This is a genomic window from Pseudomonas sp. WS 5071 (genome assembly GCF_012985765.1).
Lineage (GTDB): Bacteria > Pseudomonadota > Gammaproteobacteria > Pseudomonadales > Pseudomonadaceae > Aquipseudomonas > Aquipseudomonas lundensis_A.
On the sequence record NZ_JAAQWY010000003.1, the window covers coordinates 37560 to 62948 of the forward strand.

The 25389-nt window shown below is 59.1% G+C and carries 17 protein-coding genes; 8 read left to right on the forward strand and 9 right to left on the reverse strand.

Translation table 11 applies throughout. The features are described from left to right. The first annotated feature begins 12 nt into the window (after positions 1–12). Positions 13–1404 carry a class II fumarate hydratase gene (locus tag HBN61_RS02395; RefSeq protein ID WP_170046096.1) on the forward strand — a complete coding sequence of 464 codons (1392 nt, stop codon included), beginning with the start codon at positions 13–15 and terminating at the stop codon, positions 1402–1404. 69 nt (positions 1405–1473) lie between these two features. On the opposite strand, the gene pap is transcribed toward HBN61_RS02395, so the two are convergent. Further along, the gene (gene pap, locus HBN61_RS02400) at positions 1474–2988 is read right to left on the reverse strand and encodes a polyphosphate:AMP phosphotransferase (protein ID WP_170046097.1); all 1515 of its coding nucleotides are present in this window, start codon (positions 2986–2988) and stop codon (positions 1474–1476) included. 141 nt (positions 2989–3129) lie between these two features. Between pap and mnmC the strand changes: the two genes are divergently transcribed. Further along, positions 3130–5109 (forward strand): bifunctional tRNA (5-methylaminomethyl-2-thiouridine)(34)-methyltransferase MnmC2/FAD-dependent 5-carboxymethylaminomethyl-2-thiouridine(34) oxidoreductase MnmC1, encoded by a 1980-nt coding sequence (gene mnmC / locus HBN61_RS02405; RefSeq protein WP_170046098.1) that lies wholly within the window; start codon positions 3130–3132, stop codon positions 5107–5109. Positions 5110–5119: 10 nt separating this feature from the next. On the opposite strand, the gene HBN61_RS22565 is transcribed toward mnmC, so the two are convergent. Both HBN61_RS22565 and HBN61_RS02410 read right to left on the reverse strand, forming a co-directional pair. Then, entirely contained in the window at positions 5120–6757 is a 1638-nt protein-coding gene (locus tag HBN61_RS22565) for an NEL-type E3 ubiquitin ligase domain-containing protein (protein WP_262498665.1), read from the reverse strand. Continuing rightward, on the reverse strand, positions 6735–9953 hold the full coding sequence (locus HBN61_RS02410; protein WP_262498666.1) for a dermonecrotic toxin domain-containing protein: 3219 nt from the start codon (positions 9951–9953) through the stop codon (positions 6735–6737). Before HBN61_RS02410 ends, HBN61_RS22565 begins: the two co-directional genes overlap by 23 nt. A 664-nt stretch (positions 9954–10617) precedes the next feature. Between HBN61_RS02410 and HBN61_RS02415 the strand changes: the two genes are divergently transcribed. The 3 genes from HBN61_RS02415 to HBN61_RS02425 all read left to right on the forward strand — a co-directional run bounded on the left by HBN61_RS02415 (position 10618) and on the right by HBN61_RS02425 (position 15398). After that, on the forward strand, positions 10618–12390 hold the full coding sequence (locus HBN61_RS02415) for an N-acetylglutaminylglutamine amidotransferase (protein WP_170046099.1): 1773 nt from the start codon (positions 10618–10620) through the stop codon (positions 12388–12390). A 3-nt stretch (positions 12391–12393) separates the two neighbouring features. After that, positions 12394–14139: an N-acetylglutaminylglutamine synthetase gene (ngg, locus tag HBN61_RS02420; RefSeq protein WP_094992600.1), complete on the forward strand. Its 1746-nt coding sequence runs from the start codon at positions 12394–12396 to the stop codon at positions 14137–14139. A gap of 71 nt (positions 14140–14210) precedes the next feature. Further along, the gene (locus tag HBN61_RS02425) at positions 14211–15398 is read left to right on the forward strand and encodes an osmoprotectant NAGGN system M42 family peptidase (RefSeq protein WP_170046100.1); all 1188 of its coding nucleotides are present in this window, start codon (positions 14211–14213) and stop codon (positions 15396–15398) included. A gap of 55 nt (positions 15399–15453) precedes the next feature. Here the strand turns inward: HBN61_RS02425 and cysG are convergent, their stop codons facing one another. The 6 genes from cysG to HBN61_RS02455 all read right to left on the reverse strand — a co-directional run bounded on the left by cysG (position 15454) and on the right by HBN61_RS02455 (position 23072). Beyond that, positions 15454–16848: a siroheme synthase CysG gene (gene cysG / locus HBN61_RS02430; protein WP_170046101.1), complete on the reverse strand. Its 1395-nt coding sequence runs from the start codon at positions 16846–16848 to the stop codon at positions 15454–15456. Then, positions 16849–18129 (reverse strand): serine--tRNA ligase, encoded by a 1281-nt coding sequence (gene serS, locus HBN61_RS02435; protein WP_094992603.1) that lies wholly within the window; start codon positions 18127–18129, stop codon positions 16849–16851. Between the two features lie 16 nt (positions 18130–18145). Then, on the reverse strand, positions 18146–18520 hold the full coding sequence (gene crcB, locus HBN61_RS02440) for a fluoride efflux transporter CrcB (protein WP_047274335.1): 375 nt from the start codon (positions 18518–18520) through the stop codon (positions 18146–18148). Beyond that, positions 18517–19842: a replication-associated recombination protein A gene (locus HBN61_RS02445; RefSeq protein ID WP_094992604.1), complete on the reverse strand. Its 1326-nt coding sequence runs from the start codon at positions 19840–19842 to the stop codon at positions 18517–18519. The genes crcB and HBN61_RS02445 overlap by 4 nt, the downstream gene beginning before the upstream one ends. Before the next feature lie 151 nt (positions 19843–19993). Continuing rightward, positions 19994–20617, reverse strand: coding sequence for an outer membrane lipoprotein periplasmic chaperone LolA (lolA, locus tag HBN61_RS02450; RefSeq protein ID WP_170046102.1), 624 nt, complete (start codon positions 20615–20617; stop codon positions 19994–19996). A 52-nt stretch (positions 20618–20669) separates the two neighbouring features. Continuing rightward, positions 20670–23072: a DNA translocase FtsK gene (locus HBN61_RS02455; RefSeq protein WP_169965316.1), complete on the reverse strand. Its 2403-nt coding sequence runs from the start codon at positions 23070–23072 to the stop codon at positions 20670–20672. A gap of 426 nt (positions 23073–23498) precedes the next feature. Between HBN61_RS02455 and aat the strand changes: the two genes are divergently transcribed. The 3 genes from aat to infA all read left to right on the forward strand — a co-directional run bounded on the left by aat (position 23499) and on the right by infA (position 25320). After that, positions 23499–24179 (forward strand): leucyl/phenylalanyl-tRNA--protein transferase, encoded by a 681-nt coding sequence (gene aat, locus HBN61_RS02460; RefSeq protein ID WP_170046103.1) that lies wholly within the window; start codon positions 23499–23501, stop codon positions 24177–24179. 114 nt (positions 24180–24293) lie between these two features. Next, positions 24294–25001, forward strand: a complete 708-nt coding sequence (locus HBN61_RS02465; protein ID WP_170046104.1) for an arginyltransferase — start codon at positions 24294–24296, stop codon at positions 24999–25001. A 100-nt stretch (positions 25002–25101) separates the two neighbouring features. Further along, the gene (gene infA / locus HBN61_RS02470; RefSeq protein ID WP_002553999.1) at positions 25102–25320 is read left to right on the forward strand and encodes a translation initiation factor IF-1; all 219 of its coding nucleotides are present in this window, start codon (positions 25102–25104) and stop codon (positions 25318–25320) included. Positions 25321–25389: the final 69 nt, after the last annotated feature.

Consider the following 25389-nt stretch of genomic DNA (forward strand, 5'->3'; position numbering starts at 1 on the left):
GGAAGCAGCCTGATGAGCCGTATCGAAACCGACAGCCTGGGTGAAGTGAATGTGCCGGAAGAGGCCTATTGGGGCGCGCAGACCCAACGTTCGCTGATCAACTTTGCCATCGGCAACGAGAAAATGCCGCTGCCGGTGTTGCATGCACTGGTACTGATCAAAAAAGCTGCGGCCCGGGTCAATGACCGCAATGGCGACTTGCCTGCTGACATTGCACGCCTGATCGAACAGGCCGCCGATGAAGTGCTGGCCGGAGAACACGATGACCAGTTCCCGCTGGCCGTTTGGCAGACCGGCAGCGGCACCCAAAGCAACATGAACGCCAACGAAGTGCTGGCCGGGCGCGCCAACGAGCTGGCCGGCAAGGGCCGGGGCGGCAAGTCGCCCGTGCACCCTAATGACCACGTCAACCGCTCCCAAAGCTCCAACGACTGCTTTCCCACGGCCATGCATATCGCCGTGGCCAAAGCCGTGCATGAACACTTACTGCCCGCGATCAGCGAACTGACCGGCGGCCTGGCAGAACTGTCGGCGCGCCACATGAAACAGGTGAAAACCGGACGCACCCACATGATGGATGCCACGCCGATCACCTTTGGTCAGGAAGTGTCTGCGTTTATAGCGCAATTGGATTACGCCGAACGCGGCATCTACGCGGCAATGCCCGCTGTCTATGAATTGGCCCAGGGAGGCACCGCTGTCGGGACGGGTTTGAACGCGCCCCACGGTTTTGCCGAGGCCATTGCTGCGGAATTGGCGGCGCTGTCCGGCTTGCCGTTCATCACGGCCCCCAACAAATTCGCTGCACTGTCGGGTCATGAGCCATTAACCAACCTGTCGGGGGCTCTCAAAACCCTCGCCGTCATGTTGATGAAATTGGCCAACGACTTCCGCCTGCTGGGTTCGGGGCCACGCGCGGGCTTGGCCGAAATAAAACTTCCGGCCAATGAGCCGGGCAGCTCAATCATGCCGGGCAAGGTCAACCCGACCCAGTGCGAGGCGCTGTCAATGCTGGCCTGCCAAGTCATGGGCAATGATGTGACGATCGGCTTTGCTGCCAGCCAGGGTCATTTGCAACTCAACGTGTACAAACCGGTCATCATCCACAACCTGCTGCAGTCGATCCAATTGCTGGCAGACGGCTGCAGCAACTTCCAGAAGCATTGCGTCGCAGGGCTGGAAGTCGATGCGGCAAAAATGGCCGAACACTTGGAACGCGGCCTGATGCTGGTGACCGCGCTCAACCCGCATATCGGTTATGACAAATCGGCAGAAATTGCCAAAAAAGCCTATGCCGAGGGCCTGACCCTGCGCGAGGCCGCACTGGCGCTGGGTTATTTGACGGACGAAGAGTTCGACCAGTGGGTACGGCCCGAGAACATGCTGGGAACAGGCAAACACTGACATCCGCCCCGCCTGCCCTCACAGCTGCGCAGCGCGTGGCTGCGAGGTCAGGCGCCGCCTCTGCCGCCCTTACTTCTTGCGCTTTTTATCGTGCTTGTCACGCTTCTCGAACGCGGCTTCCAGCGCGTCATTGATTGTGCGTAGCACCTTGACCCGCGCCCAGCGCTTGTCGTTGGCTTCCACCAGGGTCCAGGGCGAAATCTCGGTGCTGGTGCGGTCCACCATGTCGCACACGGCGGTGCGGTACTCGTCCCACTTTTCGCGGTTGCGCCAGTCTTCTTCGGTAATTTTGAAACGTTTGAACGGGATCGTTTCGCGCTCCTGAAAACGTTCCAGCTGGGTGTCTTTGTCAATCGCCAGCCAAAACTTGACCACGATGACGCCCGCATTGCTGAGCTGCTCTTCGAAGTCGTTGATCTCGCCATATGCACGCAACCAGTCCTGCAGCGGGCAAAAGCCTTCAATGCGTTCCACCAATACGCGTCCGTACCAGGAGCGGTCAAAGATGGTGAACTTGCCCCGTGCCGGGATCTGCCGCCAAAAGCGCCACAGGTAAGGCTGAGCACGCTCATCTTCCGAAGGGGCCGCAATTGGCACGATGCTGTATTGACGAGGGTCAAGCGCCGCCGCCACGCGACGAATCGAGCCGCCCTTGCCCGCCGCATCGTTGCCTTCAAATACCGCGACCAGCGCGTGACGACGCATACGCTTGTCACGCATCAGACCGGACAGGCGCGCTTGCTCGGTAATCAACTGTTCTTGATAGTCGTCCTTGTCCAGACGGTGGGTCATGTCCAGACAATCGAGCAGGCTCTTGCCATCAATATGCGCCGGCAATGGCGGTACGCTGATCGAGCGCACCCGGGCTTTGGGCGTGTTGATGGCCGCCTGCAAACCTTCCAGCAGGATCTTGCCCACAGTCAGGCTGCGGTAGTACGGATCCACCCCTTCCACGATGTTCCACGGCGCATAGTCGCGACTGGTGCGACGGATCATGCGCTCACCAAAATGCACCACTTTGTCGTAGGTTTCAGACTGTTGCCAGTCCAGCGGGCTGATGCGCCAACTGTGCAGCGGGTCGTCTTTCAAGGCTTTGAGCCTGGCTTTCATTTGCTTTTTAGACAGGTGAAACCAGAACTTCAAAATCACTGCGCCTTCATTGCACAGCAGTTTTTCCAGGCGCTCGGCACCGTTGATCGCCTGATCGAGCACCGCATCCTTGAAATGGCCATGCACCCGCCCTTGCAGCATCTGGCTGTACCAGTTGCCAAAGAACACCCCCATCCGCCCTTTGGCCGGCAGTTGACGCCAGTAACGCCACGCCGGAGGGTGCGCCAGCTCTTCATCGGTCTGGGTATCGAAGGTGCGCACTTCGATCAGGCGCGGGTCCATCCATTCATTAAGTAACTTGACCGTTTCGCCCTTGCCAGCGCCTTCGATGCCATTGATCAACACAATCACCGCAGAGCGTTTCTGCTGGTGCAGTTCGTACTGGGCCTCAAGCAAGGCTTCGCGCAGCGCAGGCACTTCGTTGTCGTACGTTTCTTTGTCGATGAAGTGGCCGATTTCAGCGGATTCGAACATGGAAAGCTCCCTGGCAAGATGCCCACAAGACTAGCGGAATGATCTGTCATGCGTAGGAAAGAATGCTCACACACCTGTCAGGGATCATTCCCGCTTCTGCCAATCCGCTAGAATGACCGCCTTGCCGATGCCGAGCCCCCTATGACAATTGAAATGCCCAATGCCCAGCTCGACTGGGATGACCAGGGTCGCCCCCATTCGCGACTGTTTGACGACGTGTACTTTTCGGACAAATCGGGTCTGGAGGAAACCCGTTATGTCTTTATCGAACAGAATGCCCTCAGAGAGCGTTTTGCCGCCCTGCCCGCCAACGCGCCATTTGTGATTGGTGAAACCGGCTTCGGCACCGGGCTTAATTTTCTGTGCGCATGGCAGCTGTTTGACGAAACCGCGCCGCCCGACGCTCGCCTGCATTTCATCAGTGTCGAAAAATACCCGCTGACCCGCGAGGACTTGCAACGCGCCCTTGGGCTATGGCCTGAACTGGCGACTTACAGCGAACAGTTGCTGGCCAGCTATTTCGCCATTCATCCGGGGTTTCAAACCCTAAGCCTGGCCAATGGCCGGGTCACCCTGACCTTGTTGATCGGTGACGTGCTGGAACAGCTACCGCAGCTGGATGCACAGGTCGACGCCTGGTTTCTGGACGGCTTTGCCCCGGCGAAAAACCCGGACATGTGGACGCCCGAACTGTTTGTGCAGTTGGCACGCCTGGCCGCACCCGACGCCACCATCAGCACGTTCACCAGCACCGGCTGGGTGCGCCGCGCCTTGAACGAGGCCGGCTTCAAGATGCGCCGCACGCCCGGCATCGGACACAAGTGGGAGATTCTGCGGGGCGTGTTCCTGGGCGCGCCACAAACAGCCGTGCCAGTCGCGGGCGAAAAACCCTGGTTCGCACGCCCGCCTAAGCCCCAGGGCCCCCGCACTGCACTGGTGATCGGTGGTGGACTGTCAGGCTGCGCCAGTGCCAATAGCCTGGCCAGGCGCGGTTGGAAGGTGACTGTACTGGAGCGTCACGAACGGCTCGCCAAAGAAGCATCGGGCAACCCACAGGGCGTGTTGTACCTCAAGCTTTCCGCCCACGGCACCGCACTGTCGCAGATGATCGTGTGTGGTTTCGGTTACACCCGTCGCGTGCTTGAGCAGTTGCAGCGCGGCCGCGACTGGGATGACTGTGGCGTACTGCAACTGGGCTTTAATGCCAAGGAAGCAGACCGTCAGGCGCAACTGGCCGACGCCTTTTCTCCTGCTTTAGTCCATTGGCTGGATCAGGCGCAGGCGCAAGCAAAGGCCGGTGTTGCGTTAGCCCATGGCGGTCTGTTCTACCCCGAAGGTGGCTGGGTGCACCCGCCTGCGTTATGCCAGTTTCAGACCTTGCACCCCAACGTGAAGGTCTTGACCCACCATGACGTGTTGCAACTCAACAACGTGGATAGCCAGTGGCAAGCGCTGCAGGACGACCGCGTTCTGGCCAGTGCGTCGGTGGTGGTATTGGCAGGTGCCGCCGAGGTCAAACGCTTCCCGGCCAGCAGCGGCTTGCCGCTCAAACGCATTCGCGGGCAGATCACTCAGTTGGTCGAAACGGCTGACAGTGCGGCACTGAAAACAGTCGTCTGTGCCGAGGGGTATGTGGCCCCCGGCCGACTTGGCGAGCACACGGTGGGTGCCAGCTTCGATTTTCACAACGACGATTTAACCACCACGCCTGAAGGCCATCAGGGCAATCTGGATTTGCTGGAAGAAATTTCGCCGGACTTGGTACAACGCCTCGGCAAGGGCAACCTGGACCCTGCGACGTTACAGGGTTGGGCGGCCTTCCGTTGCACCAGCCCCGATTACCTGCCCATCGTCGGCCCGCTGGCCGAACCTGAAGCGTTCGCCCAAGCCTATGCCGTGCTGGGCAAGGACGCCCGGCAGGTGCCCGACATCCCGTGCCCTTGGCTGGATGGCCTGTATGTGAACAGCGGCCATGGTTCGCGCGGCCTGATTACCGCCCCGCTGTCGGGCGAGTTGTTGGCTGCATGGATCAATAATGAACCGTTGCCCATGCCAAGGGCTGTGGCCCACGCCTGTCACCCCAATCGCTTTGCGGTACGCGCATTGGTGCGCAGGCTATAAGCGCTCACCCTCAACTTGGCAGTGCTGCAGGCAGCACTGCCAGGGTTTTACTCAAACTCCAGGCATCCACTGCCGCTTCCATGGCAGCGCGTACCTCGCTGACAAGCCGTAAATAACGCTCACTGTTCATCTCAGGGGATTTGCGCAGCAATTCGCTCAACTGTTCAAAATAAGGCGCGGTCAGGTGCGAAAACTCCGCCTGATGGTTGCGGATCAGCTGCGCCCGCCAGAACTCTGTTCGGCTGATAAAGTTGGCCAGCGCAGCGGTTTTTTCGGCTACCTCAACCCGCGCACGGGCATCCTCCAGATCGGCTTGGGTCACCCCGGCAATCTCCTTGAACGTCATGCTGCGCGGTTGATCCGGCAAACCCAGCACCTGAGCCAGACCGGTTCTGTAAGCCAAATGCACTTCGACGTCATCAGGCGCCGGTCCACCTGCGGCCACACGGGCTTCGCACACTTCACTGGCCACTTTACCCACCTGATCCAACCTGAACAGACCCGTGGCAAAGCTCAGCAGCTCGGACTCCTGTGCCGGGCCCTGCGCTTCAAGCCGGGCCAGGTGCAAGGTTATCTCTAATGCACTGAAGGTCATGGCGACACTGTCTGTGCAACTGCGCGGGGCTGCGGCGATGCTCAGCAAATCTCGGCGCAGCGTGGAGCTTTCGCTCGCCGCTTCAATCATTTCCCACACTCGACGGCTTAAATCCTGACGCACAGTCTGGGCGTCAGCGGTGGTGGTCAAGCGGCTGATCACCGTGAAGAAGTCTTCAGACGCCGGTTCGGCCTTCAGCTCGGCCCACAACCGTTCACGCCGCACACGTTCATGATTGGTAATCCCCGAGGTCCAGAACTCAAAGGCGGCCGCTTCGCTCATCAAATCCTCGGTGTTGATCCCCAGGCTGCTACCGCCCTGAGACACAAAGCGCGCCAGACGCAGACGGGCGGCGGGTGATAGAGGATTACCCGACAGGGAGATATTGCGCGTGAGGGTGGGCGACGTCTGGTACACCAGCTCGGGAATGTCGACCAACTGGTTTTCCCGCAGATCGGCCGCTTCTAGCAGCGGTCGCGAAATCAGCCCCGCAGGCCATTGTTGAATCCAGGTGCGACGCAAGTACACACGGCGCAGGTAGGGAAGTCCGCTCAAATCCAGCAACGGCCCGAGCAAGTTGTCATTCAAATCCAACGTTTCAAGCCGGTGCATTGACCTCATAACCGCCGCATCCGCTGACGAGAGGTACAGCAGGTTGTGCGCCAATGACAAATGACGCAGTCGGGGCATCCTGGCCAATTGCGGCGGCAGGTAAACCATTCGGTTGTGGTCCATCTGCAACGACGTCAGGCCGGTGAAATGCTCCAGAAACGAAGCCGCGGTGTCACGGCAATTCATGTGGTTCAGGTTCAAGTCGGTGACATGACTGAAGTCGATCTGCGCCGCGAGCCGAGGCAGATTGCCTACACGCAAGCCATTGAGGTTCAACTCGTAGGTCTGACTTTGACTGACCCAGGGCATGTGTGTCGGATCTTTACGCCAACTGCGCTCTATCAGTCCCGCCGCCTGGTATCGGCTTTCCGGGTAGTCATGCAGCGCGGGTGCGCCGGACATTTCTGAAGGGGCAACGTTAATCCATTCCTGAAGGGGCAACGTTAATCCATTCCTGAAGGGTTTCACGCAACAGGTTTCGTTGACGTTTGCGGGCGCGCACATACAGCAGCGGGTCTTGTTGACTCTCCGTGATTGAGTCCAGATACGCCTGCACGTAATCATCGTGGAACTCGGGATACAGGTCGCGCACTCGACGGCGTAAAGAACGGGAGTAGCGTCCTTGATCCAGCCCGCACAACGGATACCCCAATTGGCCATTGGCCATGCGCGCAGGCGCTTTAAAGCGCGGCTTGATCGATTGCATGCCCAAGGCCTGTGCGCACGCTTCACGCTGACTGGCCGCCATGAAACCCAAGGCAGCGTTAAAGCGAGCCTCTTCATTAGCCGTCGAAAACCCCAACGTTTCACGCTCGGCCTTACTCAACAGTTTAAAAACGGCGCTCGACAACAGGGCATCTTCACCGGGTTGCAGCGCATAACGTCCGCGTTCAAGCACGTAGCGCTGATAACCCTGCCCGGTTTTAACAATTAATCGCGCCGGGTGGGGGTCGCGGCCCCAGCGTTGCAAGGATGCGCCGAAGGTCGAGCCGTCCCGCAGCTCACATGAAACGCTGGCCGGCCAATGGGGCAATTGATCGAGAAAGTGCCTGATCAGTCGCTCGGTATCCGCTGCCGCAGGCGTGTGCGAGGTCAGGTAAAAGCCTTCAAAGGCGCGGTTCAAGCGTCCATCGTATAAGTACGCACGCGCATGTTCCGCCAAGGGTAATGGCACCTTACCCGCGCTCAAGCTGGCGCGTTGCACATCGGTGGCCGACGCCACCAACGACTGCGCAACGGGTTGCGGCAGACCGGGGAACACCGCCTCAATGGTCTTGACCCGGGGGGAGTCCGACACATTGAAGCGCCCGTACAGACGCTCGAACAGCGCCCCGCGATGATCACGGGCATACCCGCTCAACGCGTTGGCCAGGGATGCAACGGGCAACGGTGACACGGGGATTTCGCGACCCAGTAGTCCCTGCATTTGCTCTACGGACAACGCCGTCAGAACCGCTTCAAGCACCTTGCCTTGCTCAAGGGTTGGGTGGGTAATACTGATCCGGTTCGCGCCCTGCGCAACGCCATACTCAAGGTCGCGGCCCCCGGCCCCGTTGATCAGCGTCAGCCCCTTACCTGCAGGCCACCCCGGTAAATCCGGCAGCAGGCTCAATTGCAGGTCAGCCCATTTAGCATGGGTGTAGTCACCCGTCTGCATGTGTTCAATGAAATCGCTGATTTGACGGTCTATCTCAAAGCGTTTCAGGCTCACACTCAATAGCGGGGGTGGCACCAGATTCTCCAGATGAACCCTGCGCATGACGTCTGGCTCGGTGCCCGTCAATACCATCACTCGCGCCAGCGACGGTTCGTCCAAACTGGAAAAGTGATGGCCCAACCGCCCCAGTAACAGGCCGCTGCCCTCCCATTCCAGCGGGCGTTCATGTGCGTGCTGCCAGGCACCGTGCTGATTGTGCAGCAACCCCGGCTTGTACGCGTGTGGCCGACGCGGGTGGACAATACGCCACTGCCGGGCCGCGCTGTCGTGCTCCACGGCAAAGTGCTTGCCATTGACCGTGACAAGTTGCTTGCCTTCAACGTTGAAAAAACCTTGAGCGTCCCGCGTGTACTGATGCAGCTCGGCCGCACCGCTGTGTGCGTAATGCTTCACCTGTTTATTCCATAACCGGGCCGTGCCGTCCTGACGAATGACGGGCTGAAAGTCTTCAAAATAACTGTGGGTGGCTGCACTCAAGCGGTTGGTGAGTTTTTTAACCACTACGCCCCCAACCACCGTGGCGGCCGTGGCGGCCATGTCCAGCGCCACGTTCAACAAGTGCTCACGCGCATGATCAACATCCCCATGGGCCCAGTCATCAACGCCTTCGTACACCTCTACAAGCATTTGCCCCACCGCAAGGGCCAACATCGCGCCGCCCAGCACTGGCACAAACAAGGACGCCACATTGACGATAAACAAGCCGACACCCTGGTAGAGCTGCCATTTCTTCTCGCGCTCCTGCGCATCCAGCACGCCCGTAGGAACGGCCAGCACTTGGGCTTCGGCAAACATGTTTTTTAATTGCACCGCACACAGGTAATGCGCAGCGCTCAAGCTCAAGGGCGTCGTGACCAGCCCCATTCGTTCGGGGAGGGCCCGCACCTTCTGCAAAAACACAGGCCGGTCGCCCAGGGCAACAAAACGTGAGAAAAAATCCACGTACTCTGATCGTCGCAGCCGGACCTTCAACTCTTCAATGAAGACCTGCAGCGAACTGAACTCAAAGAACGGTGCCACGGGATCATTGGGGATGTAGACGATCACCCGCTGATCGGGATGCAGCAAGGGCGCATTTGCCGTAAAGATCACAACCCCGTCAATCACGCTATCGAGCAGTGACAACGAACTGAGCTGAAGGGGTTTGCCGTCCAGTGTTGCGCCACGCCCCCTCGTTCCCGAGGAAGCGTGCTCGCCCAGCAGGGCAATCAGGGCTGTATGGGCAGAGTCGCTGATGTGTTTTTTCAGGAACGCTACGCGGGCATCGACCTCCATGTCATAACGTTTGAGCAAACGCAGGTTGGACTCAGTCTCCTGCTCCCTGACGCTTTGCGCTGTCACCCCGCTGGGCGCCACTCCCAAGAAGTCTTGCAGGTACTGCTGATATTTGAGCCCCAAGTTAAGCTCGCGGCACAACGCCGCAAAGTGGCGCGGATGCACAGGGCTGATTGCCCCCTGTTGCCGCGTCAGGCGAATCCGGCTTTGCGGATTGAAGCCGCCAGGAAGAGCCTCGTCTTCGGAAAAGTTCTGAAGCGCCGCCCACAGCAGCGTTTTGGGCTCATCCAGCAAGGTGTAATGGCGAATCGTGGCAAGGAGCGTGTCGTCCGTGATCAGGTGCACATGCACGATGTGCAGGTGATCATGAAAAATGTCGAGCGCGTGGCCAAAGCGACGTTTGACCTCCGCTGCCAGAAGCGGGGCGCAATACGCTTCAATGCCTTCCAGTTCGGAAAAACGCTGGCCGGACAAGGCATGGTAAGCGCGGCTTTGAGCCATGGCCGTGTTCAACGCCTTGATGGCATCCGGTGTTGCATTCACCAGCCACTTGGGCATATGCCCGCGAACGAGTTCCAGGGGTTCCAACTCACTCAGGGTGGAATCACGGGCATCAAGGGGTAACGTTAGGGGGCTATCAGTCATATCAACCGCTCGGGGCAAGGACGAAGAAGCACTCCACGCTATCCCCGCACGGCTTGTGCAATGACCTAGATAAATATGACCGGTGCAAATCCTGCGCCCAGTTCACAGCCTTGACCGGGAATTGACGAACGGTCCCCTCGGCATTCAGGCCTTTTAATCCCGATTTTTTCACAGCGCGAATGGGTGCAGGCCAGCCTGGGAGCCGCGCCAAGGCCTATGGAGGCTCCAAGGCTGCGCACGGCATTTCCGGCTGTGGCTGCAAAAAAAGAGCAAGCCCCCTGACCACTCGCGAACTTTTTTGAACGATCGCGCTTTCCAGGGACTCACAAAAACCAAGTCACTAAAAGCGGCGCGCTCTGACTGTGTATTCGCGCCGGAAGGATCGGGAGACAGGTCAGAGCAACATGTCCGATCCGAAACAGGGCCTGAACGCTACGGGTTGTTAGCACTGCGTACGCTGGGTTCGAGACACGGCAAAACGACCGACACCCGTCACACGTATGCCACGGTGTTTGAGAGACGGGATGAACTCGGCGTTTATTGCCCCACCCAACGTGGTCTCGGCGTGCAGAACGTGCTTTCGATCTCTGCAACGCAGTACGCAGTGCGTACTGCACTCACAGCAGTAGCGAGAGAGGCCCGGATTTAAAAGGGTTCAAGCAGTATGTGCGGATTAGCTGGAGAGTTACGTTTTGATCAACAACCTGCCGACCTGGCAGCCATCGAACGCATCACCCACCACCTTGCACCCCGTGGCCCCGATGCCTGGGGATTTCACAGCCAAGGGCCGATAGCCCTCGGGCATCGCCGGCTGAAAATCATGGACCTGTCCGATGGTTCAGCCCAGCCAATGATCGATAGCCAATTGGGCCTTTCACTGGCGTTCAACGGTGCGATCTACAACTTCCCCGAACTGCGCGCTGAACTCGAAGCCCTCGGTTATGCCTTTTACTCCGGGGGCGACACCGAAGTGTTGCTAAAGGGTTATCACGCGTGGGGCGAGGCGATGCTGCCCAAGCTCAATGGCATGTTTGCCTTTGCCATTTGGGAGCGTGATGCCAAGCGCCTGTTCATTGCCCGCGACCGTTTGGGCGTGAAGCCACTGTACCTGTCGCGCACCGGCGAACGCTTGCGCTTCGCCTCTACCCTGCCGGCCCTGCTCAAAGGCGGCGACATCAGCCCGATGCTCGATCCGGTTGCATTGAACCACTACCTGAATTTCCACGCCGTGGTGCCAGCACCGCGCACCCTGATTGCCGGTATCGAAAAACTGCCGCCTGCCACGTGGCTTCGCATCGACGCCCAAGGCAATACCGAACAGCACACTTGGTGGACGTTACCGTATGGCCCTCACGCCGACGAAACTCACCTGACACTGGAAGACTGGCGCGACCGTGTACTCGACAGCACCCGTGAAGCTGTGGCTATTCGCCAGCGCGCAGCGGTGGATGTCGGCGTACTGCTCTCGGGCGGCGTGGACTCCAGTTTGTTGGTGGGGCTGTTGCGGGAAGTCGGCGTACAAGACTTGTCGACCTTTTCCATCGGTTTTCAGGACGCAGGTGGCGAACGCGGGGACGAATTCCAGTATTCGGACCTGATTGCCAAGCACTACGGCACGCGTCATCACCAACTGCGCATTGGCGAACACGAAATCATTGAGCAACTGCCCGCAGCGTTCCGCGCCATGAGCGAGCCAATGGTCAGCCATGACTGCATCGCGTTTTACTTGCTGTCGCGGGAAGTCGCCAAGCATTGCAAAGTGGTACAGAGCGGCCAGGGCGCCGATGAACTGTTTGCCGGCTACCACTGGTACCCGCAGGTCGATGGCGCCAGCGATCCCTATGCCGCCTATCGCGAGGCTTTTTTTGATCGCAGCTATGACGATTACAAAGCCACTGTGCAGCCACAGTGGCTAACGGCCAATGACGCCGCCGGGGACTTTGTACGCGAGCACTTCGCCCAGCCCGGTGCCGACGCTGGCGTGGACAAGGCGCTGCGCCTGGACAGCACGGTGATGCTAGTGGATGACCCGGTCAAACGCGTCGATAACATGACCATGGCCTGGGGCCTTGAAGCCCGTACGCCGTTTCTCGACTACCGGCTGGCCGAACTGTCAGCGCGTATCCCGGCACGTTTCAAACTGCCGGATGGCGGCAAGCATGTGCTAAAAGAAGCTGCGCGGCTGGTGATCCCCAGTGAAGTCATTGACCGTAAGAAAGGTTATTTCCCGGTCCCCGGCCTGAAACACTTGCAAGGCGACACCCTGAACTGGGTGCGTGATTTGCTGCTCGACCCCAGCCAGGACCGCGGCCTGTTCCAGCCTGCCATGCTGGACCGCCTGCTGACCCACCCGCAAAGCCAGTTAACGCCGCTCAACGGCTCCAAGTTGTGGCAACTGGCCGCCCTGAACCTGTGGCTGAGCGAACAAGGAATCTAACCCATGAAACCCCTCGCCACCGCCTACAGCCAACGCTTGTTGCGCGGACAAGCCCCGACTTACGAACGACTGCAAGCGCGTTTTGCCGAAGACGGCAGCGCGCTCGATGCCCAGCCGGTAGCCGTGCACTGCGGCTGGGGACGCCTGCTGATCGGGCACACCTTTCCCGACCCGGCCAGCTTGGCCAACGAACTCTTGAATGAGCAAACCGGCGAGCGTGATATCGCCCTGTATGTGGCAGCGCCGCAACAGGTCCTGGCACAGTCGCCCCAGCAGTTGTTTCTCGATCCCTCGGACACCTTGCGCCTGTGGTTTACCGACTACCGTCAGGCCACCCGCGTGTTTCGCGGCTTTCGTATTCGCCGGGCGCAAACCGATGCTGATTGGGATGCCATCAATTCGCTGTACATCGCCCGCAACATGTTGCCGATTGACCCAACGCTGCTGACTGCCCGCCATCAGGGCGGCCCGGTGTACTGGATCGCGGAAGATGAAGACAGCGGCGCGGTGATCGGCAGCGTCATGGGGTTGAATCACCATACCGCCTTTCACGACCCGGAAAACGGCAGCAGCCTGTGGTGCCTGGCGGTCGATCCGCTGTGCCCGCGCCCCGGGGTCGGTGAGGTGCTGGTCCGCCATCTGGTGGAGCATTTCATGAGCCGTGGCCTGAGTTACCTCGACCTGTCGGTGCTGCACGACAACCAGCAAGCGAAGAATCTCTACAGCAAGCTCGGGTTTCGCACCCTCTCGACCTTTGCCATCAAGCGCAAGAATGGCATTAACCAGCCGCTATTTCTCGGCCCAGGCCCTGAAGCCGGGCTCAATCCTTATGCACGGATCCTGGTGGAAGAAGCCTACAAGCGCGGGATCGACGTGCAGATTGATGACGCCTCGGCCGGGCTGTTCACCCTCAGCCACGGCGGACGGCGCATTCGGTGCCGCGAGTCGCTGTCGGACCTGACCAGCGCCATCAGCATGAGTTTGTGTCAGGACAAAAGCCTGACCCACAAGGTGTTGAGTGACGCGGGCCTGAGCTTGCCGACGCAACAACGGGCGGGTGGAGCCGACGATAACCTGGCGTTTCTGGAGCAACACAGACGCATCGTGGTCAAACCGCTGGACGGCGAGCAAGGCAATGGCGTGGCCGTTGACTTGAGCGATATTGAGCAGGTGCAGCAGGCCATCGAAGCTGCACGAACGTTTGACAGTCGCGTGCTGCTGGAAAGTTTCCACGAAGGCCTCGACCTGCGCATTGTGGTGATCGGCTTTGAAGTGGTGGCCGCCGCTATCAGGCGCCCCGCGCAGGTGGTGGGCGATGGTCACCACAGTATCCTGCAACTGATTGAAGCGCAGAGCCGCCGACGTCAGGCCGCCACCGATGGCGAGAGCCGCATTCCCGTCGATGCTGAAACCGAGCGCACCGTACAGGCGGCCGGCTATGAGTTCACCCATATTCTGCCAGCCGGGGAAGTGTTGGCTGTGCGCCGCGCCGCTAACCTGCACACCGGCGGGTGCCTGGAAGATGTCACGGACATCTTGCACCCGGTGCTGGCGGATGCCGCGGTGCGTGCCGCTCGGGCGCTGGACATCCCCGTGGTAGGGCTCGACCTGATGGTGCCCGCTGCCGACCAACCCGAGTACGTGTTTATCGAAGCCAATGAGCGGGTCGGGCTGGCCAACCATGAGCCACAACCTACCGCCGAACGTTTTATCGACTTGTTGTTTCCTCACCGTCAGCCTGTGCCGTAGGTCCAGTCGCTGAACATCCCATCAGGCCCCCGTACGCAGCGCGTGCGGTGGGTCTCGCGTCAGGAGTGTTTATGAATCGCACGTTCCCCGAACCCGACCTCGATTACCTGCAACGGGTATTGCTGGAAATGCTAGCCATCCCCAGCCCCACAGGTTTCACCGATACCATCGTGCGCTACGTGGCCGAACGCCTTGAGGAATTGGGTATTCCCTTTGAACTCACCCGGCGCGGCACGTTACGCGCCACCCTAAAGGGGCAGAAAAACAGCCCGGATCGCGCTGTCTCTGCGCACCTGGACACCATTGGCGCCAGCGTACGGGCAATCAAGGACAACGGGCGTCTGGTACTGGCTCCGGTGGGTTGCTGGTCCAGCCGGTTTGCCGAAGGCAGTCGCGTAAGCCTGTTTACCGACAACGGTGTCATCCGCGGCAGTGTGTTGCCCTTGATGGCGTCCGGTCATGCATTCAATACCGGAGTGGATGAACTGCCGATCAGTTGGGACCATATCGAGTTGCGTCTGGACGCCTATTGCGCGACCCGGGCCGATTGCGATTCGCTGGGGGTCAACGTGGGAGACTTTGTCGCCTTCGACCCGTTGCCAGAGTTCACCGAAAGCGGTCATATCAGCGCCCGCCACCTGGATGACAAAGCCGGGGTGGCTGCACTGCTGGCAGCCTTGAAAGCCATTGTGGAAAGTGGCGAGCAGCCGCAAATCGACTGTCACCCGCTGTTCACCATCACCGAAGAGACGGGTAGCGGGGCTGCCGCGGCACTGCCTTGGGACGTGAGTGAGTTTGTCGGCATCGACATTGCCCCGGTCGCCCCAGGCCAGCATTCCAGCGAACACGCCGTGAGCGTCGCAATGCAGGACTCAGGCGGCCCTTATGACTATCACTTGTCGCGGCACTTGTTGCGTCTGGGGGCGGAGAACGAACTGCCTGTGCTTCGGGATATGTTTCGCTACTACTTCAGCGATGCGCACTCGGCGGTCACGGCGGGGCATGACATACGCTGTGCGCTGCTGGCATTTGGCTGTGATGCCACCCACGGCTATGAGCGCACGCACATCGATAGCCTGGCGGCGTTAAGTCGATTACTGGGGGCGTACATGATGAGCCCGCCGGTGTTTGCCAGCGATGCACAACCTGCGCAAGGCTCACTGGACAGGTTCAGTCACCAGCTGGAGCACGACACACAAATGGAGAGCGACACCCGGGTGCCATCGGTTGACAGCCTGGTTGGGGATAACCGGAGCTGAAAAACACCGCTCACCCCAACCGCCTCCCGCAAGGACAGGGTTGGGGTGGGCGCTATCAGACGTCGGCCTGCGCCCCTTCAAACCACGCCAGTTTTTCACGCAGCAACACCACTTCGCCGACGATGACCAAGGTGGGCGCATGCACTTCGTGCTCTGCCACCAAGGTGGCCAAATTGGCCAGCGTGCCGGTGAACACCCGCTGATTGGTCGTGGTGCCCTGCTGGATCAACGCTGCCGGGGTATCAGCGGCGCGACCATGTTTGATCAACTGTTCGCAGATGATCGGCAACCCCACCAGCCCCATGTAAAACACCAGGGTTTGCGCCGGGGCGACCAGATCGCTCCAAGGCAAATTGCTGGTGCCATCCTTCAAGTGGCCGGTGACGAATCGAACCGACTGCGCGTAGTCACGGTGGGTCAACGGAATCCCGGCGTAGGCGGCACAACCGCTGGCCGCCGTGATCCCCGGCACCACCTGGAACGGAATTCCATGGGCGGCCAGCTCTTCGATTTCCTCACCGCCGCGCCCAAAGATGAACGGATCGCCACCTTTAAGGCGCACCACACGCTTGCCCTGCTTGGCCAGGTCCACCAGTTGCTGGTTGATCTGATCTTGCGGAACCGCATGTTCGGCACGGCGCTTGCCGACATAAATGCGCTCGGCATCACGGCGGCACAGTTCAAGGATTGCAGGTGCCACCAAGCGGTCGTACAGCACCACATCGGCTTGTTGCATCAAACGCAGTGCGCGGAATGTGAGCAAGTCCGGATCGCCCGGCCCGGCTCCTACCAGGTAAACCTCGCCGGTAGCCAGGGTCGCCTCGCCATTGATTTTGGCCAGCAACAAGCGCTCCGCTTCGCCACCCTGCCCGGCCAACTGGCGATCGGCAATCGGGCCTTGGAACACGTCTTCCCAAAATGCACGTCGCTGTTGCACGTCCGGAAACAGGCCTTTGACCTGCGCCCGAAAACGCGCCGCAAGGCCCGCCAATTGACCGTAGGTCGATGGAATCCAGGTTTCGAGCTTGGCGCGGATCAAGCGGGCCAAGACGGGCGCATCGCCCCCGCTGGACACCGCAATCACTAACGGCGAGCGATCAACGATGGCGGGGAAAATCACGCTGCACAGTGCAGGTGCGTCCACCACATTGACCGGCACGCAACGCCGATGAGCGTCGGCGCTGACTTGGGCATTGAGCGGTTCGTCGTCGGTGGCGGCAATGATCAGCACGCACCCTTCCAGGTCCGCTTCCACATAGCCGCGCAAGACTTGCTCACCACCGCTGCTGTCGATCAACGCGCACAACTGCGGCTCAATGGCGGGTGCAACTACCCGCAACACCGCACCGGCGTCTGCCAGCAGCCGGGACTTGCGCAAGGCAATCTCCCCGCCGCCGACCACCAGGACACGGCTGCCACGCAGGTTATGAAACAGCGGCAGAAACTCCATTTAGCCGATGACCTCGATGCCGCCCATGTAAGGCTTGAGCACGTCCGGTACACGGATCGAGCCGTCTGCCTGCTGGTAGTTTTCCAGCACGGCCACCAGCGTACGGCCTACCGCCAGCCCCGAACCGTTGAGGGTGTGAACCAGCTCCGGCTTGCCGGTTTCCGGGTTACGGAAGCGCGCTTGCATACGACGCGCCTGGAAATCACCACAGTTGGAGCACGACGAGATTTCGCGGTACTTGTCCTGGCTCGGAATCCACACTTCCAGGTCGTAGGTCTTGACCGCACTGAAACCCATGTCGCCTGTGCACAGGGCCAGGGTGCGGTACGGCAGTTCAAGCAGCTGCAACACTTTTTCGGCGTTGCCGACCAGGCCTTCCAGTGCATCCATCGACGTGGACGGCTCGACGATCTGCACCATTTCAACCTTGTCGAACTGGTGCTGGCGAATCATGCCGCGGGTATCGCGACCCGACGCCCCGGCTTCGCTGCGGAAGCACGGTGTGTGTGCCACGAACTTGATCGGCAGGTTTTTGTGGTCAACGATTTCGCCAGAGACGATGTTGGTCAACGACACTTCAGCGGTCGGGATCAGGTACAGGTCGGCTTCGCCTTCGCGGCTGATCTTGAACAGGTCTTCTTCGAACTTAGGCAACTGGCCAGTACCCTGCAACGCCGGGGCCTGAACCAGATAAGGCGTGTAGGCCTCTTCATAGCCGTGTTCATTGATGTGCAGGTTCAGCATGAACTGCGCCAGTGCGCGGTGCAGACGGGCAATCGGGCCACGCAGCAAGGCAAAACGGGCGCCAGACAATTTGGCGGCCGTTTCGAAATCCAGCCAGCCGTGTTGCTCGCCGAGCGCGACATGGTCCTTGATCTCGAAATCGAAAGCAGCAGGCGTGCCCCAGCGACGAATCTCGACGTTATCATCTTCGTCCGCGCCTACAGGCACGGAAGCGTCCGGCAGGTTAGGCAAGCTCAGCAGGATCGAGTCCAGTTCAGTCTGAATGGCTTCCAGCTCAACCTTGCCGTTGGCCAGATCGCTGCCCATGGTTTCTACGCTGGCCATCAGCGGCGCGATGTCTTCGCCACGTGCCTTGGCTTGACCGATACTTTTGGAGATCGCATTACGCTCTGCCTGCAGCTTCTCGGTCAGGGTCTGGACTTCTTTGCGCTTGGCTTCGAGCGCATCAATGCGCGCCACGTCCAGCGTGAAGCCTCGGGATGCCAGGCGATCCGCTACGTCCTGAAGGTTGCTACGTAACAGTTTGGAATCGAGCATGTCGGTTTCTCGTTTATCAAAGTTTGGTCAGGGACAGGCCAGCCCAGGTTGCGAGCAGCCCGCCGAATACGCTGAGGGCCGCATAGCCCAGTGCCAGTGGCACCTGCCCGCTTTCCAGCAGGCGCACCGTATCCAGTGAAAAGGATGAAAAAGTGGTCAAGCCACCCAGGAAACCCACCAGCAGTCCGGCGCGGACCTCAATCGGTACTTCCGGGCGGATCAGGAAAAGTCCGTAAAGAATGCCAATCAGCAGGCAGCCCACGATATTAACGGCCAATGTCGCGGTATAGAAGTGCCGCGGCCAATTGGCGTTGATCCAGTTTCCGGTCGCAAAGCGCAATAATGTGCCGGCGACACCGCCGATAGAAACAGCTGCGACCAATGGAATCAAGGTTTTCTCCGCTGCAAGGGGCTGGCACGGTCCAGTGCAGCAAGGTGTTTGAGCTTCTCGCCGATTTTAAGCTCCAGGCCGCGCGGCACCGGTTGATAGAGCGGCAAAGGCGCCAGCTCATCGGGGAAATAATCTTCCCCCGCCGCGTAGGCATCCGGTTCATCGTGGGCGTAGCGGTACTCGCCGCCATACCCGAGCTGTTTCATCAGCTTGGTCGGCGCATTGCGTAAATGCAGGGGCACTTCCAGCGAGCCATATTCCGACGCACTGCGCAGCGCAGCCTTGAAACCCATATACACCGCGTTGCTTTTAGGCGCGCAGGCCAGGTAGGTAATCGCCTGCGCCACGGCCAGTTCACCCTCGGGGCTGCCGAGACGCTCCTGCACGTCCCAGGCGGCCAGACACAGGCTCAGGGCCCGCGGATCGGCGTTACCGATGTCTTCACTGGCCATGCGCACCACCCTGCGCGCGATGTACAGCGGGTCGCAGCCGCCATCGATCATCCGCGCAAACCAGTAAAGGGCGCCATCAGGGTTGGAACCACGTACGGATTTGTGCAGGGCCGAGATCTGGTCGTAGAAGGCTTCGCCGCCTTTGTCGAAGCGTCGTTGGGTATCGCCGAGCAGGCTTTGCAGCAAGTCGATACCGATCTCACTGTTGTCCTCGGCCAGGTCTGCGGCGTTTTCCAACAGGTTGAGCAGGCGTCGACCATCTCCATCGGCGGCCCTGAGCAGCACGTGAAAGCCCTCATCACTGAGGGTCAGCCCCCGCTTGCCCAAGCCTTTTTCCTCGGTCAGTGCGCGCTGCACCAGTTTGAGCAATGCCGCTTCATCAAGGCTTTTGAGCACATACACCCGCGCCCGCGAGAGCAGTGCGTTGTTGAGCTCGAAAGACGGGTTTTCCGTGGTGGCGCCAATAAAAATCAGGGTGCCATCTTCAACATAGGGTAGGAACGCGTCCTGCTGCGACTTGTTGAAGCGATGCACTTCATCGACAAACAGAATGGTGCGACGGCCATATTGACCGGCCTGCTGCTTGGCCACTTCCACGGCCTGACGAATCTCTTTGACCCCGGCCAGCACGGCGGAGACCGTTTCAAAGTGTGCATCGGAGACTTGCGCCAGCAACCGCGCCAGCGTGGTTTTGCCCACGCCCGGCGGGCCCCAGAAGATCATTGAATGCAGCGCCCCCTGTTCGAGCGCTTCACGCAAGGGCTTGCCGCGCGCCAGCAAATGTTGCTGGCCCACGTACTCATCCAGGTTGGCGGCGCGCAAACGGGCTGCCAGGGGCTGAGCGATTGGTGCACTTCGAAACAGGTCCATCACTGCTTAAACAACCTCACGTGTGTGCTGCGGGCCAATGCCATGGCGGTGCTCACGCCTTCGCGCAAAGGCGGTGACCAAGCGATAACATCGCCTTGAAAACGGCCAGAAAAGTGCGAGCCCCGTGTCACCGACCCATAGGCACAGTGAGTTATTCCTGAATGACATCAGCGCCTTTAGGCACCACGAACTTGAATTTGCTCTCAGGAATCTCTTTATTCACCTTCACCTCGTTGAACAGGATATTGGTGCGTTGACCGACACTGTCGATTAATTGCATTTCACTGATGTTGCCCTTACGGAAAGACAAACGAAGCGAATCGAACAGGGTGTCTTTGGTTTTAGGTTTCAGGATGAACTCCATGACCTCTCCCTGCGTCTTGGAGCTTACGTCATAACTTTGTTCAATTTTTGAGACGTCTCCCGACAACAGCAAAGCAGGCGTCTGGGTCAAGCGCTCATCCAGCTTCTTGATCGTCGCCTGCTCCAGATCCGGGTCCCAGAGGGTCACTTTCTTGCCATCAGAAATCATGGTCTGTTCTTGAGGCGCATCGGTGTGCCAATAGAACAGCCCCGGACGCTTGACCGACATGTCACCGGTCGTTTCCTGCAATTGGGTGCCGCTGCCATCCAGCGTCAACTGACTGAAACGGGCAGTGATGGTGTTGGACTGCCCCAGCAGTTGGCCTAACCGCTTTACATCCTGTTCGCCGGCATGAGCCGCAAGAGAAGACATAGCCAGAACCGGTAGCAACAGCATGCTGACAAAACGCATGAAAACCCTCTTTGATTAGTTAAACCAGGCCCGCGCGTACACCGCGGGCCGATCAGTCGCGTATTGGAGCTGGCGCCAGAACTTCACGCGAGCCATTAGTATTCATAGAGGTTACAACCCCGGCCATTTCCATGGATTCAATCATGCGTGCCGCGCGGTTGTAGCCGATTTTCAATTTTCGCTGAACGGCTGAGATAGAGGCACGACGGCTTTCCAGCACAAACTGGACAGCTTCGTCATACAAGGCGTCGGTTTCCGCATCCTCTCCACCGTCGCCATTTGCGCCTTCAAAGCCGCTGCCCGCTTCCTCCACCCCGTTGAGGATGTCGTCGTTGTAATCCGGGCTGCCGCGCAGCTTCCAGGCCTCGACCACACGGTGAACTTCTTCGTCGGATACAAACGCGCCATGCACGCGAATCGGCAGGCTGGTTCCCGGTGGCATGTACAGCATGTCACCATGGCCCAAGAGTTGCTCGGCGCCGCCCTGATCGATAATGGTCCGGGAGTCAATCTTGCTCGACACCTGAAACGCCATGCGCGTCGGAATGTTGGCCTTGATCAGACCGGTTATCACATCCACCGAGGGACGCTGGGTCGCAAGAATCAAGTGAATCCCTGCGGCACGGGCTTTCTGCGCGATACGGGCAATCAGCTCCTCCACCTTCTTGCCGACGATCATCATCATGTCGGCAAACTCGTCAACCACCACCACGATGGTCGGCAATTTGGTCAGCAACGGCGCTTCGTCGTGGATGCTTTCGCGCTTGTACAGCGGATCGGTCAACGGTTCGCCAGCCTCTTGGGCATCTTTGATCTTCTGGTTGAAGCCGGCAAGGTTACGCACGCCCATCTTGGCCATCAGCTTGTAGCGACGCTCCATCTCCGCCACGCTCCAGCGCAGGGCGTTGGCGGCGTCTTTCATGTCGGTCACCACCGGGCACAGCAAGTGCGGAATGCCTTCGTAGATCGACAGTTCAAGCATTTTCGGGTCAATCATGATCAGCTTGGCGTCTTCCGGGCCCGACTTGAACAGGATCGACAGGATCATCGCGTTGACACCTACCGACTTACCGGAACCCGTTGTACCGGCCACCAGCAAATGCGGCATTTTCGCCAGATCGGTAATGACCGGCTTACCACCAATGTCATGCCCCAATGCCAAGGCAACGGGCGACTTGGCATTATCAAATTCGGGAGTCGACAGCACCTCGCTGAAGCGCACGATCTGGCGGTCTTCGTTGGGGATCTCGATACCCACGGTGGTTTTACCGGGAATGACTTCAACCACGCGCACGCTGGTTACCGCCAGGGAACGTGCAAGGTCCTTGGCGAGGTTGGCGATGCGGCTGACCTTGACGCCTGCTGCAGGCTGAATTTCATAACGGGTAATCACCGGGCCAGGGTGGATCGAGTCCACCGACACCTCTACGCCAAACTCCTTGAGCTTGATCTCTAGCAAATGCCCCACCGCCGCGAGTGATTCAGGGGAGTAGTTGAGCTGCTTCTTTTCGGCCGGATCAAGAATCGAGATCGGTGGCAGCGTGCCCTCAACCGCACTGTCGACAAACAGTGGAACCTGTTTTTCTTTTTGCACGCGTTTGCTGGGTTCCGGCGCCTTGGCGGGTGCAGGGGCAATCACTGCCGGCACATGTTTTTCACGTTCGGACATGTGTTTGCTCAGGGCCTGCTCACGCTCGATCAGGCGTTCCTTGGCCTTGGCTTGCTCGCGCTTGTCGGGAACGCTCGGCGCTACCACTTCATTGACACGGGTATCGACTTCTCGCAATTGCGCGTGCAGTTGCTTGCGCTCGGCGCGGTCCGACCACCAGCGATTGGCGGCGCCCTGGATCAATTCGAACAGATCAAGAGTGATCTTGCCCGTGAGGTCCATCACCTTGAACCACGACAGGTCGGTAAATACGGTCAGACCAAATAGAAACAGAGCAATCAGCAGCAGCGTACTGCCTTGTACATTCAACGCGTTCTTGGCCAGATCGCCCAGGCTTTCACCCAGCGCCCCACCGGCGCCAGCCGGCAGGCCGGAAGCCGAGTGAAAATGAATGTGGGCCAGGGCTGCGCCTGACAGCACCAGAAACACCAGCCCGATCAGGCGCCACGAAAACAGCCAGCCGCTCCACTGCCAGGGCTGATGCCGCTCACGGAAGATCTGATAAGCCTTGACCGCCAGCAGCAGCGGGAAGATATAAGCGAAGTAGCCCAGCACCATGAACAGGATGTCTGCGCTGTAAGAACCGGCAGGCCCGCCGAAATTCTGCACATCCACCACGCGGCTGTTGTGACTCCAACCGGGATCGTCCTTGCCATAGGTCAGCAACGCCATCATCAGGAACAGGCAAAGGGCGCCAATCGCAATCAATGCACCTTCCTTGAGCCGGTAGTGCAGTTGCTGACGCCAGAGAGGAACTTCTTTAGGTGCTGCTGTGGATTTCTTCAAAACGCGTGTTTTCCTGCGCCTGTGGCGCGCCCAACAATTGATTGACTGCAAAAATACTGCTCACGGCGAGCAGGTGACAAGTTCAGACATGAAACTGGACTAGCCTTACACACAGCCTTGTACTATTACGTGTTTTTCCATGACCAGCCCGCCATGTAAAACAGTGAATACTGTGCAGCTTAGAACAGCTCAAACAGGCGGGCCATTGTACGGGTTTGCGCCGCCGATGCCATGCTGGCACCCGAGGTTACAGAAATTGTCTTGTACAACGCCCCAACGCGCCAATTTGAGCATGCATTGCCTTATGTGACAAAGACTTATAACAGGCCCGACACAGCCCCCTGAATTGACTGCCAGATCGACTGAGACCGCACTTGCGCGACAGAGTTGCAGCCGCCCTCCCCTTCTACTGTAAGACTCAATGCCATGCTGACCTGGTTGAAACGCGACTCCCTGACATTCCCGCCCCTGGCCAACGCCATGCGCGAGCCCAATGGTTTACTTGCCGCAGGCGGCGACTTGTCGGCTGACCGCCTGATTCAAGCTTATCGTCATGGGTGTTTTCCGTGGTTTTCCGAGGGCCAGCCCATCTTGTGGTGGTCACCAGACCCTCGCACGGTGCTATTTCCGCAAGAGCTCCATGTTTCACGCAGCCTGGGCAAATTGCTGCGCCAGCAGCGATACACCGTGACCTTCGACCGTGATTTTCGGGCTGTCATCCACGCATGCGCAGCGCCACGCACCTACGCCGATGGCACGTGGATCACGGACGACATGCAAAACGCTTACATCGAACTTCACGAACGTGGACACGCCCATTCTGTAGAGGTGTGGGAGCACGATGAACTGGTGGGCGGATTATATGGCCTGGCGATGGGCCAACTGTTTTTTGGCGAATCCATGTTCAGCCGCGCAGATAACGCGTCAAAAGCAGGATTTGCCACGCTGGTCAAACAGCTTCAAGCGTGGGGATTTGTCTTGATTGACTGTCAGATGCCTACCCGACATCTCGAAAGCCTCGGTGCGCGGTCAATTCCGCGCGCACAATTCGCCAACTATCTGCATAACCACCTGGATCAACCGACAAGCGCCAAGTGGCCCCGCTAATCAACGCCCGACAATTAAAACTGCCGCACTGGCCGCGGGCGAACAGTCGTGGTTTAACAGGCGAGTTTTCCGAGCTGGCTTACACTTAATTCAAAGATTCACCGAGGGCCGATCATGACCGAGCTGGCGCGTTTGAAGTTTTATGCCACTCAACCTCACGCTTGCAGCTACCTGCCCGATGAACAAGCTACGACGCTGTTCCTCGATCCCAGCCAGCCGATGGACGTGCAGGTGTATGCCGACTTGTCCGAAATGGGCTTTCGTCGCAGTGGTGACCACCTTTACCGCCCGCACTGCCTGCGATGCGACGCATGCACAGCGGCACGTATTCCTGTGGCGCTTTTTAACCCGAACCGTCAGCAGAAACGCATTTTCAAGCGCAATGCCGACCTGCACGTGCAAGTGGCCAGGCCGGGCTTCAGTGAAGAACACTTCGACCTGTATCAGCGCTACATCGAGCAGCGCCATGCCGATGGCGACATGTACCCACCGAGTCGCGATCAGTTTTCGACCTTTCTGGTGCGTGATCTGCCATTTTCCAGATTCTATGAGTTCCGGCTGGACGGACGGTTACTGGCGGTGGCCGTGACGGATGTGCTGCCTAACGGCTTGTCTGCGGTTTACACCTTTTATGATCCCGACGAAGAGCGCCGCAGCCTGGGCCGCTATTGCATCCTGTGGCAAATCACCGAGGCGGAGCGCCTTGGACTGGAGGCCGTTTACCTGGGCTACTGGATCAAAAACTGCAAAAAAATGAATTACAAGACCGAATACAGGCCTATTGAACTGCTGATTAACCAAAGATGGAGCACTCTTTACTGAACCCCCTTGGCGTGAACCCCACTTTTCGGGCACAATGCACGCCGCTTTTGCCTGGCGCAGTTGCACCGGGCCATTCACTGGACACCGAGGGCTTTACTGCATGTCGAAAGAAGACAGCTTCGAAATGGAAGGCACTGTCGTCGACACCCTGCCCAACACCATGTTTCGCGTGGAGTTGGAAAATGGGCACGTCGTAACCGCGCATATCTCCGGCAAGATGCGCAAGAACTACATCCGTATTCTTACCGGTGACAAAGTGCGCGTCGAGCTGACGCCCTATGACTTGAGCAAAGGGCGCATCACTTACCGCGCTCGCTAATCAAGTCAATACAAAACGCCCGGTTCTGCCGGGCGTTTTTGTTTGCCCGGGATTTGTCAGCGTCCGCTT